General features: G+C 65.9%; 11 protein-coding genes. 8 read left to right on the forward strand and 3 right to left on the reverse strand.

Annotation, left to right across the window (positions count from 1 at the left end; translation table 11 throughout):
* Together ACP3TD_RS05075 and ACP3TD_RS05080 are read left to right on the forward strand one after the other, a co-directional pair.
* On the forward strand, window positions 1-1314 hold the full coding sequence (locus ACP3TD_RS05075; protein WP_426765836.1) for a peptidoglycan bridge formation glycyltransferase FemA/FemB family protein: 1314 nt from the start codon (window positions 1-3) through the stop codon (window positions 1312-1314).
* A gap of 52 nt (window positions 1315-1366) precedes the next feature.
* On the forward strand, window positions 1367-2902 hold the full coding sequence (locus tag ACP3TD_RS05080) for a threonine/serine ThrE exporter family protein (protein ID WP_426765837.1): 1536 nt from the start codon (window positions 1367-1369) through the stop codon (window positions 2900-2902).
* Window positions 2903-2983: 81 nt separating this feature from the next.
* Here ACP3TD_RS05080 and ACP3TD_RS05085 read toward each other — a convergent pair whose 3' ends face one another.
* Together ACP3TD_RS05085 and ACP3TD_RS05090 are read right to left on the reverse strand one after the other, a co-directional pair.
* The gene (locus ACP3TD_RS05085) at window positions 2984-3823 is read right to left on the reverse strand and encodes a siderophore-interacting protein (protein WP_426765838.1); all 840 of its coding nucleotides are present in this window, start codon (window positions 3821-3823) and stop codon (window positions 2984-2986) included.
* A gap of 14 nt (window positions 3824-3837) precedes the next feature.
* Window positions 3838-4608, reverse strand: a complete 771-nt coding sequence (locus ACP3TD_RS05090; RefSeq protein WP_426765839.1) for a uracil-DNA glycosylase — start codon at window positions 4606-4608, stop codon at window positions 3838-3840.
* A gap of 132 nt (window positions 4609-4740) precedes the next feature.
* Here ACP3TD_RS05090 and ACP3TD_RS05095 point away from each other — a divergent pair, with 132 nt between their 5' ends.
* The 5 genes from ACP3TD_RS05095 to groL all read left to right on the forward strand — a co-directional run bounded on the left by ACP3TD_RS05095 (window position 4741) and on the right by groL (window position 9372).
* On the forward strand, window positions 4741-5094 hold the full coding sequence (locus ACP3TD_RS05095; protein WP_426765840.1) for a DUF3263 domain-containing protein: 354 nt from the start codon (window positions 4741-4743) through the stop codon (window positions 5092-5094).
* A gap of 45 nt (window positions 5095-5139) precedes the next feature.
* The gene (locus ACP3TD_RS05100; RefSeq protein WP_426765841.1) at window positions 5140-5784 is read left to right on the forward strand and encodes a LytR C-terminal domain-containing protein; all 645 of its coding nucleotides are present in this window, start codon (window positions 5140-5142) and stop codon (window positions 5782-5784) included.
* Between the two features lie 186 nt (window positions 5785-5970).
* Complete coding sequence (locus ACP3TD_RS05105; RefSeq protein WP_015936110.1) at window positions 5971-6177, forward strand: cold-shock protein; 207 nt, start codon at window positions 5971-5973, stop codon at window positions 6175-6177.
* A gap of 35 nt (window positions 6178-6212) precedes the next feature.
* Window positions 6213-7448 carry an ABC transporter substrate-binding protein gene (locus ACP3TD_RS05110; protein WP_426765842.1) on the forward strand — a complete coding sequence of 412 codons (1236 nt, stop codon included), beginning with the start codon at window positions 6213-6215 and terminating at the stop codon, window positions 7446-7448.
* Between the two features lie 289 nt (window positions 7449-7737).
* Window positions 7738-9372, forward strand: coding sequence for a chaperonin GroEL (groL, locus tag ACP3TD_RS05115; RefSeq protein ID WP_426765843.1), 1635 nt, complete (start codon window positions 7738-7740; stop codon window positions 9370-9372).
* A 90-nt stretch (window positions 9373-9462) separates the two neighbouring features.
* On the opposite strand, the gene ACP3TD_RS05120 is transcribed toward groL, so the two are convergent.
* On the reverse strand, window positions 9463-10773 hold the full coding sequence (locus tag ACP3TD_RS05120; RefSeq protein WP_426765844.1) for an ABC transporter substrate-binding protein: 1311 nt from the start codon (window positions 10771-10773) through the stop codon (window positions 9463-9465).
* A 255-nt stretch (window positions 10774-11028) separates the two neighbouring features.
* Between ACP3TD_RS05120 and ACP3TD_RS05125 the strand changes: the two genes are divergently transcribed.
* Window positions 11029-12117 carry an RNase H family protein gene (locus ACP3TD_RS05125; protein WP_426765845.1) on the forward strand — a complete coding sequence of 363 codons (1089 nt, stop codon included), beginning with the start codon at window positions 11029-11031 and terminating at the stop codon, window positions 12115-12117.
* Window positions 12118-12120: the final 3 nt, after the last annotated feature.

The raw sequence follows: 12120 nt of genomic DNA on the forward strand, positions 1-12120 counted from the left end.
TTGAACCAGGTTTCCACCACCACCGCCCACGAATACACGGTCCTCAGCGACGACGAGTTTGAGGCCTTCGCCGTCAAGCATCCGCAAAACAGCTTCCTGCAGTCGGCCGATTTCAGCCGCTTCCAGCGCGCCCGCGGACAGCAGGTGGAACTGTTCGGTATCCGCCGCAACGGAGAAATGGTGGCCGCGGGGAAACTGAACTTCACCACCACCCGGCTCGGGTACACCGTGTGCGAATGCGCCAAGGGACCCCTGATGGACTACACGGACCCTGCCTTGGTGCGTGACGTCGTCGTACTTCTCCGCAAGCGCGCGGCCGAGCGCAAGGCTGCCGAACTGCGGATCTCACCGAACCTGAAGTACATTGCCCGCGACGAGGACGGGGCCGAGCACCCGGAAACCACCGACAACCGGCCGCTGGTGGCGCGGCTCGGCGGCCTGGGATTCCGGCACCAAGGCCTGGAGATGAACTTCGTGAACGTCAACTGGATGTTCGTCAAGAACCTCCAGGGCATCGCGGACCCGGAAGAGCTGATCATGGGCACCAGCTACCGCACCCGAAAAGCAATCCGCAAGGCCGAAAAGAACGGTGTGTTCCTGGAGCAGGCCACGCTGGAAACCCTGGACGACTTTTACGGCGCGCTGAGCCGGGCCGGGGACGAGAAGGGCTTCGTCTACCGGGAACGGGAGTACTACGAGAACCTGCTCCGCACCACCTCGCCGGAGTTCACCAAGCTCATGATGGCCAAGATCGACATCCCGGCCTACCGCAAGTCCATCACCGAGCGGCTCGACGCCGAATCGGCCACGGCCGCCGAACTTCGGCGCGAGGTCGAGGAGACGGGCAGCAAGAAGAAGGCAAACCGGCTCAAAGTGGTCCAGGATTTGGTGGACAGCTACGAGCGCAGCCTCAAGGACATCGAACGCTTCCCGGACTCGGTGGGTGTGGCCACCGTGGCCGCCATCCACTTCGTCTGCTACGGCGACGAAGTGGTGTGCGTCATCGGCGGCACCGTGCAGGACTACATCTACTTCAACGGCGCCACCTCGCTGTACTGGGGCATGATGCTGCACGCCCTTGAGAAGGGCTACCCGAGGTACAACTTCTACGGAACCTTCGGCATCTCCGGACAGGACCAAGAAGGCCACGGCGGCTACGAATTCAAGAAGGGCTTCGGCGGTGAAGTGGTCCAACTTGTGGGCGACTTTGTGATGCCCGTCCGTCCCGCCGCCTTCCACGCCAACAGGCTGGCCAGGTCCGCCGCAGGCGCTGCCCGCACCCTGCTGGGCAGGCTTCCGATTAAGCGCGCCTGACCCACCTATCCGCACCAGCGCACCACACCAGCGCACCAGGGAGGAGGAGATCATGGCCGACCGGCGCGATCATCCCAAAGCTCAACCAACCGGCGCCAAGGACCGCCCGCCCACGGGGCCGGCCCGGGCGCTGCCCCGCACCGAAGCCCTGCCCAAAACCGAACCGCTGACGGCCGCCCAGGTCCGCCAGAACGCTGCGGCGAAGAAGATGCTGCGCCGCCTCGTCCAGGGCGAGAACCCTCCCACCGCGCCGATGAGCATCGTAGACAGGCTGACCGGCAGCCCGTACGCCAATCCCACCATCCAGGTCAGCGGCGTGGATGCGTCCGCCCGCAAGACCCTGGACTTTGTCCTCCACCTCGCTGAAACCATGTTCCGCTACGGCGCCGGCGCCCTCGAAGTGGAGACCAGCATTATCGCCGTCACGGCCGCGCTGGGTCTGAAGTACGTCGAGGTGGACATCACCAACCAGTCCGTCGGCATCAACTACGCCCCCAAGGACCAGCCGCCCATCGCACTGCTGCGCGTGGTCCGGTCCTGGACCAACAACTACGCCGGCCTGGCCAGGGTGCACCAGCTGGTCACAGACATCGTGGCCGGGGGAGTGGGCCGCGACGAGGCCATCAGGCGGCTCAACGAAATCATCACCAGCCCCAAGCCGTTTCCGCGCTGGATGGTTACCTCGGCCTTCGGTGTCTTCGCGGCCGTGTTCGTCGGCGTGCTTGGCGGCGGCCCGGTATCGTCCGCCATCGCCTTCGCAGCCAACATCGGCATCAGCCTCCTGGCTCGCCAGCTGGGACGCTGGCGCGTCCCTGACTTCTTCATCACGGCGAGCTGTTCCTTCGTGGTCACCCAGCTGGCGCTGCTGCTCTGGCAGTTCGGCCTCACCACCTCACCGGCCATCGTGGTGGTGGGCGGCATCCTCCTGCTGCTGCCCACGGGCCGCCTGGTGTCCTCGGTGCAGGATGCCATTAACGGCTTCCCCGTCACGGCGGCCGGCAGGTTCCTTTCAACGCTCCTGACGTTCGGCGCCATCGTGGCGGGCATCGCCGTCGCCTTCGTAGTGGGTGAGCTGACCGGGGCGCAGCGGATCGACGTCACCGAAACGTTCCCGCCCGCCTACGACCTGTGGGTACTCATCATCTTCGTGGCGGTGGCCGTCATGGCCATCGGCATTACCGAGCAGACCAGCTGGCAGCTGCTGCTGCCCACCGCGGCCGTGGGAGTCATCGGCTACCTGGTGCTGCTGGGCGGCGGCCTGCTGGGCATCGGTGACCGGTTCGCACCCGCCCTGGCGGCCGTGGTGATCGGCCTGCTGGCCCGGGTGCTGGCTCTGCGCATGGGAGCCCCGCAGCTGGTGGTGGCAGTTCCCGCAGCGCTGATCCTGCTGCCGGGCCTGACGATCTTCCGGTCAATGTACGTGCTCACCATCGAGGAGTCGGAAATCCTGCTCGGTGCCGGCGGGATGCTCAGCGCCGGGGCCATCGTCCTGGGCACTGCGGGCGGCATCGTCCTGGGCGACACCCTGGCCCGCCCGTTCACCCGCAGCCTGGCCAGCAACGAACGCCGGCGCGCCCGGCGCCGTTAGGCTCCGGACAGACCAGAAAGCGCGCCACGGGCTCCTGCCCGGGGCGCGCTTTTGTATTTCGGTTCGCTCCTGGATGTGCCGCTAAATCTTTCCCACGGGGAGCTTCTTTTCCGCCTGGAAGACATCCTCGACCCGGCCCTGGGCCCAGTAGCCGGACAGCGATACCTGGCTGCGCTCAAGTCCACGCTGGGCGAAGAAGACATCCCGCAGCGCCTTCATGTAGCCGCGCTCTCCATGGGCAAAGACGTCCACCGTCCCGGCAGGCCATTCCGCGCCGGCCACGGCGTCCACGAGCAAACGGCTGGCACCGGCCGGTTCCCCGTTGCGGGCCAGCCACTGGACCCGTACTCCGGCCGGGGCGGAAAGGGGCTGGATGTCGGCTTCGGTATCCACTTCAAGAAACGCCAGCCCCGTGGCGTCCTCAGGCAGGGCTTCCAGGCTCGCTGCGATGGCCGGCAATGCGGCCTCATCACCGGCGAACAGGTACCAGTCGGCGTCCGGGTTGGGGTTGTACGCGCCCCCGGGGCCGGTGAACGTCAGGGTGTCGCCGGGTTCCGCAGCAGCCGCCCACGGCCCGGCCAGCCCCTCATCCCCGTGGACCACGAAGTCGATGGAAAGCTCGCGCGCCCCAGGATCGACCCGGCGGATGGTGTAGGTGCGGGTGGTGGGCCACTGCTCGCGCGGCATGGTCTCGCGGATGGTGGCCAGGTCAAAGGAGGCGGGGTACTCCACTCCGGGCTGCGGAAAGATGATCTTGATGTACCGGTCAGCAAAGCCGTTGTTCACGAAATCCGCGAAGCCGTCACCACCGGCCACAATCCGCACCATATGGGGGGACAGCGACTCCCTCCTGAGCACCGAGAGGGTGACCTGGGGGCGGCTCTTTTTCGGGGCGCCGGCAGCGGCGGGAACAGTGCTCATAAGGCAAGCCTAAGCTAGGGCAAAGGCGGGAGTTCCCAGGTTACGGCCTCGGCCCCCTGCTCCTGCAGCAGCCGGTTCACCCGGCTGAAGGGCCGGGAACCGAAGAAACCCCTCGATGCCGACAGCGGGCTGGGATGCGCGCTGGACACGGCCGGCCGGCCTCCCAGCAGCGGGCGCACAGATTCGGCGTCCTTGCCCCACAGCACCGCAACCAGCGGCAGGGGTGACCCGTCTGCGGACGTACGGGCAGCGAGGGCCTTGACGGCCGCCGTCGTAATCTTCTCCCAGCCCTTGCCCCGGTGCGATCCGGCCGCCCCGGCGCGGACACTCATAACCCGGTTCAGGAGCAGCACGCCCTGGCCCGCCCAGGCGGAGAGGTCTCCATGGATCCGCGGCGGCAGGCCAAGATCGAACTCCAGTTCCCGGTAGATGTTGGCAAGGCTGCGGGGGACGGGCCGCACCTGCCCGTCCACGGCGAAGGAGAGGCCGACGGCGTGTCCCGGCGTGGGGTAGGGGTCCTGCCCGACGATCAGTACTTTGACGTCCGCCAAGGGTTGGCGGAAGGCGCGCAGGACGTTCGACGGCGCCGGGAGGACGTGGTGCCCGGCGGCTTCCTCCGTGCCCAGGAACGCGAGCACCTGCCGGAGTTCGGCTTCCACGCCGGCAAGGGCGGCCGCCCAGTCCGGGGCAACAAGCTGCTCCAGTGGCTGCCGCGCAAGGTCAGCGAAGCCGCCTCCGGGAAGGGGCTCAGGTTCCAGTTCGAACAACGCATCTGATTCAGCCACCGTCCCATTCTTGCAGGGCGCCGGAAGTGCGGAACGGGGCCGGTGGCCGGAGCGGGATGCCAAATGACAAGGCTGTTATTCGTCCGTAGCATGGGGGTGAGACATTTTCCGTAACCAGTGAAGGAGTGCGCCGTGGCTGAACCGGCCCGGGAACATCTGACCGGTTACCTGCCGGAGGGCGGCGGGGGAGACGGCGAGGCCAACTCACTGTTGGCGGACTTCACCCTCAAGGATTCTCCGCTGACCGAGCGGGAACAGCAGATCCTTGCCCTGGAGCGGCAGTGGTGGAAGTACGCCGGGGCCAAGGAACAGGCCGTCAGGGAACTCTTCGACCTCTCCGCAACGCACTACTACCAGGTGTTGAATGCCCTGATCGACAGGGAAGATGCGCTGGCCCACGATCCCATGCTGGTTAAGCGATTGCGTAGACTACGTACGTCGCGCCACCGTGCACGCACCGCGCGGCGCCTGGGATCCGACGCCTAGGACGCCCCGCCTTTTCAGCAGCCACCAGCAAGGATCCATCCCACCATGACCAAATACGCCCGCGATGAATTCGACAAGGTCCCGGAGACGGCGTCGCGACAAGGTGTCCACCGGACGGCCACCGCACCGTCCCGCGTGCGGCTGTGGCCCATCCTTGCCGTTGGCATTGCTGCCTTGGCCATCGGCCTGGTGTCCTTCCTGATCCTTCCCAAGATGGGCCTTGGCGGTACCGAAAGCCAGGCCTCGGCTGTCGTGTCCGAGGCGCCGCTGGCTGACTCAGGCGCCACGCCTTCCGCTGCTGCGGACAAGGCGTCCGAACCGTCGGCAACGGCCCAGCCCTCCACGGATCCCAGCGCCGAAAGCACCACTGAGCCGGAACCCGGGCCCAGCGCCACAGAGTCTGCCGGGCCGGAACTGGACAAGACCCAGCCGGTAGCCGTTTACAACGCCGCCGGAACATCCGGACTCGCCAGCCGGGTGGGCGGAACGGTGAAAGCGGCAGGCTGGACGCTGGGTCAGGTGGGCAACTGGGCCGGCGCCCCGCAGCAGGGCTCCACGGTGTACTACTCCGGAGCGGACCAGGCAGCCAATGCGCGCGAGCTGGCCAACCTGCTGGGCGTGCCCACCGTAGTGGCAAGCACCGAGTTCCAGGTGCCGTTGGTGGTCGTCCTGGGTCCGGGCTACCGCTAATCCCGGACAAAGTGCCGGCGGTCACGCCTGAATAACGTTTACCGCCGCCGCTGCCGGCCCGCCTGCAGGACAGGGCAGCCTGTGGCTAGAGTGAAATCCAGGCCTCTGCCCGGTCCCTGCAACGCACGTCAACGCCGCGGCATCGCAGCAGGGGTCCTCCGGTCTCAACGGAAAGAGTGGGTCATCATGGCACTGGGAACCGTCAAATGGTTCAACGCCGAAAAGGGCTACGGCTTCATCACCGTGGACGGCTCCGGGGACGATATCTTCGTGCACTGGTCGGCCATCCAGGGTGAAGGCTACCGCGCGCTTGATGAGGGCCAGCGGGTGGAACTTGAAGTCGGGGAGGGCGAAAAAGGCCCGCAAGCCGAAAGCGTCCGGCCCGCCGAATGATGCAGCCTTCCCTCCCAGCGGCCCGCCGTCGACCGGTGTTTGGCGCATCACTTGCTGCCGTCCTGGCCCTCAGCGCCTGCTCCGGAGTCACCGGCAATGCCCGCGTGGACACCGTTGAAGCATCCGGTGACGGTGTCCTCCGTGTGGGGCTGATCCTGGACAACGCCGGGGACAGCAGCTTCCTCAATACCTCCCAGCTCGCTGCGGCCCAGCTCGCCGTCCGGGAAATCAATGCCGCCGGTGGCCACAAGGGCAGGCCCGTGGAGCTCCTTCCCGTCCAGGCCGGCGGGGACACCGCCGCGCAGGCGCACGCGCTGGTCTCCGACAAGGCGGACGTGGTGATCGGTCCCACCGATTCAAGCCACGCCACCGAGGCCATCGATGTCCTGTCCCGGGCGCGGACCCCACTGATATCGCCCGCCAACACCGCCGCAGGCCTTAGCAGCGCCGAGTCGGGCGGCTACTACTTCCGGACCACGGCGGCGGACGTTGCGCAGGGACCCGTCCTGGCCAAGCTCGCCAAAGACGGGGGCGCCAAGACCATCGCCATCCTCCACCAGGAGGGTGCCTACGGCAAGGAAGTTGCTGCCGCAGTCGCCGACGCCGCCGCAGGGGCCGGGCTGCAGGTCCTGGACAACGCCGGGTTCGCCGGCGGCGAGGCCGGGGATGCCGCCCGGAAAGCCGGGGCCGCGAAGCCGGATGCCGTCGTCGTGGTTGCCCGCGAAGGGTCGCAGGGTGCACTGGCTGAGCTCAACAACGCGGGGGTCTCCGGGGCCAGCCTGCTGCTGAGCGATGGAGCATTCGCGCGCTACGGATCGAAGCTTGGTACCAAGGCGCTGGACGGCGCCAGGGCCGTTGTGTCCGGTCAGCTTCCCAGCGCCGCCTTCCAGGCCCGCCTGTTGGGTGTGGACGAGGGACTGAAGGATGTCTCGTATGCCGCGGAAACGTTCGATGCGGTGACTCTTGCCGCCCTGGCGGCGGCGCGTGCACAGGATGACGCCGGCCCCTCCATTGCTGCCAACCTTCTGGCCGTCTCCGGCGGGACCGCCACGGAATCCCAAGCCACGGCAGCGGCGGCCTGCACCACCTACAAGGACTGCCTGCCCGGCCTCGCCTCAGGGGGCGGCATCAATTACGACGGCGAGTCAGGTCCCATCGCGTTCGACACCAACGGGGACATCACCTCCGCCACCTTCACGGTGTTCACCTATGGCAGCGACAACATTCCGACGGCCACCGGACACGAAACCGCCGGCCGCAGGGGCAGCTGATCGCCCTCGGCGAATACGGGCCCTAAACGCGTACCCGGGGGTCTCTCTCGCTTGCACTCTCACCGGGGGAGTGCTAATTATTGAGTTAGCACTCTGACGTACCGACTGCTAAAGGCAACGCCCGGTTCAGCCGGCGGCGCCCGGCAGCGGCCGAGGAGCGAAGAAACACCTTACTGGAGTGAGGTTCCCACGCGGAGGCATACAGAGGCCGCCGTTCAGGAACCGTCCGTCGCGGGCACTGCAGCTGAGGTTCATTCTTAACGACTGTCCCGAAAGGACTATTGCCGTTATGGCCAAGATCATTGCATTTGATGAAGAGGCACGCCGCGGCCTTGAGCGGGGTCTGAACATCCTCGCCGACGCCGTTAAGGTCACCCTCGGCCCGCGTGGACGCAACGTCGTCCTCGAAAAGAAGTGGGGCGCCCCCACGATCACCAACGATGGTGTTTCCATCGCCAAGGAGATCGAGCTGGACGATCCCTACGAGAAGATCGGCGCCGAGCTGGTCAAGGAAGTTGCCAAGAAGACTGACGACGTCGCAGGCGACGGCACCACCACGGCTACCGTGCTGGCCCAGGCCCTCGTCAAGGAAGGCCTGCGCAACGTTGCAGCCGGCGCCGACCCGCTGTCACTCAAGCGCGGCATCGAAAAGGCCGTTGACGCCGTCACCGCCGAACTGCTGAACTCCGCCAAGGAAATCGAAACCAAGGAAGAGATCGCCGCCACGGCCTCCATCTCTGCCGGTGACGATGAAATTGGTGCCCTCATTGCCGAAGCCCTGGACAAGGTCGGCAAGGAAGGCGTCATCACCGTCGAGGAATCCAACACCTTCGGCCTGGAGCTGGAACTCACCGAAGGCATGCGCTTCGACAAGGGTTACATCTCCGCCTACTTCGTCACCGACGCAGAGCGCCAGGAAACGGTCCTCGAGGATCCGTACATCCTGATCGTCAACTCCAAGATCTCCAACGTCAAGGAACTGGTTGCTGTCCTGGAAAAGGTCATGCAGTCCAACAAGCCGCTGCTGATCATCGCTGAGGACATCGAGGGCGAGGCCCTGGCCACGCTGATCGTCAACAAGATCCGCGGGACCTTCAAGTCCGTTGCCGTCAAGGCTCCCGGCTTCGGTGACCGCCGCAAGGCCCAGCTCGCCGACATCGCTGTCCTCACCGGCGGCCAGGTCATCTCCGAGGAAGTCGGCCTGAAGCTGGAGACTGCCGGCCTGGAACTCCTGGGCCAGGCACGCAAGGTTGTCGTCACCAAGGACGAGACCACCATCGTCGAGGGTGCCGGCGACGCCGACCAGATCGCCGGCCGCGTTTCCCAGATCCGCGCCGAGATCGAGAACTCCGACTCCGACTACGACCGCGAGAAGCTGCAGGAGCGCCTGGCCAAGCTGGCCGGCGGCGTTGCAGTCATCAAGGCCGGTGCCGCCACGGAGGTTGAGCTCAAGGAGCGCAAGCACCGCATCGAAGACGCTGTGCGCAACGCCAAGGCTGCCGTTGAAGAGGGTATCGTCGCCGGTGGCGGCGTGGCCCTCATCCAGGCCGGTGCCAAGGCTTTCGCCAACCTGCAGCTCTCCGGCGACGAAGCAACCGGCGCCAACATCGTCCGCGTTGCCATCGACGCCCCGCTGAAGCAGATCGCCTTCAACGCCGGCCTCGAGCCCGGCGTTGTGGTTGACAAGGTCCGCGGCCTGCCCGCCGGCCACGGCTTGAACGCAGCAACCGGCGAGTACGTCGACCTGCTGGCAGCCGGCGTCAATGACCCGGTCAAGGTAACCCGCTCTGCTCTGCAGAACGCGGCTTCCATTGCCGGCCTGTTCCTCACCACCGAGGCAGTTGTTGCCGACAAGCCGGAGAAGAATGCTGCTCCGGCCGGCGGCGACGACATGGGTGGCATGGGCGGAATGGGCGGCTTCTAAGCCCTTCCGGCCGGGACCTGTCCCGCTGAACGCCAAATGCGGCCCCCTCTTCGGAGGGGGCCGCATTTGGCGTTTCCTGTGCTGCCGGAACTACTTCTTCGCGCTGGTGAGCATCCCTTCGACTTCCTTCTTGAAGGCGTCGGCGGCTGCCTGCGGAGTCAGCCGGTCGTACAGCACTTCGTCGGTGTAGCGCTTGATCACGTTCTGCACGCTGCCCGCACCCACCGGGGGAACAGGGGGTGCGTCCTTGATGTCCGGCGCAATGTCTTTGAGGAAGGACACCACGGTGGTGTCTGCCGGCTTCAGGCTGGGCGTGATGCTTTCCACGATGTCAGCGTTGGTGGGGACGCCGCGGTCCGTCATCAGGATGGCACCCGCTTCAGGGCTGTTGGTGAGGTAGTCGATGAAGACGGCCGCTTCCTTGGGATGCTTGGAGCGGGACGACGCGGACCAGAACATGGTGGGCTTGTAGTACATGCCGTTCTTGGCTGAAGCGCCGTCCTGGCTGGGTGCACGCAGCATCTTGATGGGGCTTCCCGTGGTGGACTCAAGGGAGCCGAGCTGGTTGGTCCACCACCAGGCCATGCCCACACGGTTGGTGCCGAAGAGGCTTTCTTCAAGGCCAGCGCCGGAGTCTTCAGTGGCGACCGTGGCCGGCGGGCTCGCCTTTGAGTCCCGCTGCTCTTTCAGCCGCTCCCAGAACGAAGCTGCGGTAGCGGCGTCGAAGTCCAGTTTTCCGTCCTGCGAGTAGAGGTTCTGGCCGTGCTGGCGCAGCCAGATGATGAGGTCCGCCTCATTGCTGCCATAGGCGGCGCCGTACGTCTTCCCGTCGCCGGAGGAGCTGATCTTGGCTGCAATGTCCAGGAAGTCGTCCCAGGTCCACTTCGTATCATCCGGGACCGGGATATTGGCAGCCTCGAAGACCTTGGTGTTCGCCATGATGACGTAGGCGTTCTGTCCGGTGCTCAGGCCATACTGGGCGCCGTCATACTGTCCGGAGGCAAGGGCCTCCTTGTCCAGCTTCGAGGTATCGACTCCCTCCTGCTTCGACAGGTCAAGGAGCGCGCCCCGCCCGCCGTACTCCGCGATGTACTTCTGGTCCATCTGGATAACGTCCGGGGCATCATTGGCAGCGGTCTTGGTGGCCAGCTTGTCCCAATAGCCGCCCCATTCGCCGGGCTCGGACTCGATCTTGATGTTGGGGTGGCTGGCTTCGAAGGCGTCAATGACCTTCTCCGTCTGGGCGTTGAGGTACTCGTTGCCCCACCAGGCAAACCGCAATGTGACCGGGTCGCCGCTGCCTGAACTGCCCGAGGCGCCGCAGCCTGTTGCCAGCAATGTCATTGCCAAAGCTGCAGCTCCCAGCTGGAACCTCCGGCGGCTTAGGGTTGGAATCGTCATCGATCTGCCTTCCTGAAATCTTTGCGCGCTTTCCCCGGGCGTTGCGCCGGCATCCGTGCCGTTCCGCCCGAATGAGAAAGCGTTTTCTCATTCGATACAGTGATTGTGTCCTCGTTGGTTACGGGCAGTCAATAGTTTTGGGTAAACGTTTTCCCGAATTTGTTTTTCATCTTCTTGGGCTTTCCGCTTCCACACGGTCCCGCCTGTTCCTGGCCGCGTTCAGGCATTGTCGGGCCGGTCTGGCAGGATGGACCGGTGACGATTACTGCAGCGGCTGACGGTTCGGCCTTGGGAAATCCCGGCCCTGCCGGATGGGCCTGGTACGTGAATGATGAGTGCTGGCGGGCGGGCGGGTGGCCCCACGGAACCAACAACCAGGGCGAACTGATGGCAGTGCTGGACCTGCTGCGCGCAACCGCGCACGTCCGGCAGGAGGACCTCCACATCCTGTGCGACAGTCAGTACGTCATCAATTCGATCACCAAGTGGATGCCCGGCTGGAAACGGAAGGGCTGGCGCAAGGCAGACGGCAAGCCGGTCCTCAACGTTGAACTCCTCAAGGAACTCGACCGTGAGCTTGCGGGGCGCAAATACACCTTCGAGTGGGTGAAAGGCCATGCCGGCCATGACCTCAACGAGGCAGCCGACGAGCGGGCCAGGGCGGCAGCCACGGCTTACCAGCAAGGGGTTGCTGCCCGGTCCGGACCGGGATTCCCGGGCCACCAGCACGACGCCGGAGGCAGCGCAACAGCGCAGGCCGGCGCGCAGACTGCCGCCGCACGGGTTGCCGCAGAGCAGGCGTCCGATCAGCGTGCAGCATCGCAGCATTCAGCATCGCAGGTTTCGGCGGCGTCCCCAGCTGCCGCCCGGCCTGCCGCGAAGGCCGAGCCGGACCTGTTCACTGACCCGGGACTGTTCGGCGACCCGAAGCTTTTCAGCGAACCGGACCTTTTCAGTGAGCTGGGCGGCGAAGCCTTCGACACAGAACCAGCCGCGGCAGAGCCATCGGCTGAGGCGCAGGTGGAGGAACTCGAGCGTGAGCTCCTGGGCCCCCTTGTCCGCGGCGACATGGGCCGCACGGCCGTGCTGCTGCACCCCGACTTCATGGAGATCGGCAGCTCGGGCCGGGTCTGGACCCGGGATGCCATGATGATGGCCCTTGAGGAGGACCCGGGGGAGCGGACCGACATCGAGATCCTCGGGACCGACCGCATCGGCACCAGCGCTGTCCTGCTGACCTACCGAAGCTTCGCCCGCTCCGGCACCACCCTGAGAAGCTCACTGTGGGTCCTCGACGGCGGCCGCTGGCGGCTGCGGTTCCACCAGGGCACGCCGGAGGCATAAAGG

Origin of the sequence: Pseudarthrobacter sp. 1G09 (assembly GCF_050038305.1) — a bacterium.
Classification (GTDB): Bacteria; Actinomycetota; Actinomycetes; order Actinomycetales; family Micrococcaceae; genus Arthrobacter; species Arthrobacter equi.

Excerpts from the sequence above, each read along its gene's own strand:
- ACP3TD_RS05080 (WP_426765837.1), top strand. The coding sequence starts at position 1,367 with ATGGCCGACCGGCGCGATCATCCCAAAGCTCAACCAACCGGCGCCAAG.
- ACP3TD_RS05085 (WP_426765838.1), bottom strand. The coding sequence starts at position 3,823 with ATGAGCACTGTTCCCGCCGCTGCCGGCGCCCCGAAAAAGAGCCGCCCC.
- ACP3TD_RS05100 (WP_426765841.1), top strand. The coding sequence starts at position 5,140 with ATGACCAAATACGCCCGCGATGAATTCGACAAGGTCCCGGAGACGGCG.
- ACP3TD_RS05105 (WP_015936110.1), top strand. The coding sequence starts at position 5,971 with ATGGCACTGGGAACCGTCAAATGGTTCAACGCCGAAAAGGGCTACGGC.
- groL (WP_426765843.1), top strand. The coding sequence starts at position 7,738 with ATGGCCAAGATCATTGCATTTGATGAAGAGGCACGCCGCGGCCTTGAG.
- ACP3TD_RS05120 (WP_426765844.1), bottom strand. The coding sequence starts at position 10,773 with ATGACGATTCCAACCCTAAGCCGCCGGAGGTTCCAGCTGGGAGCTGCA.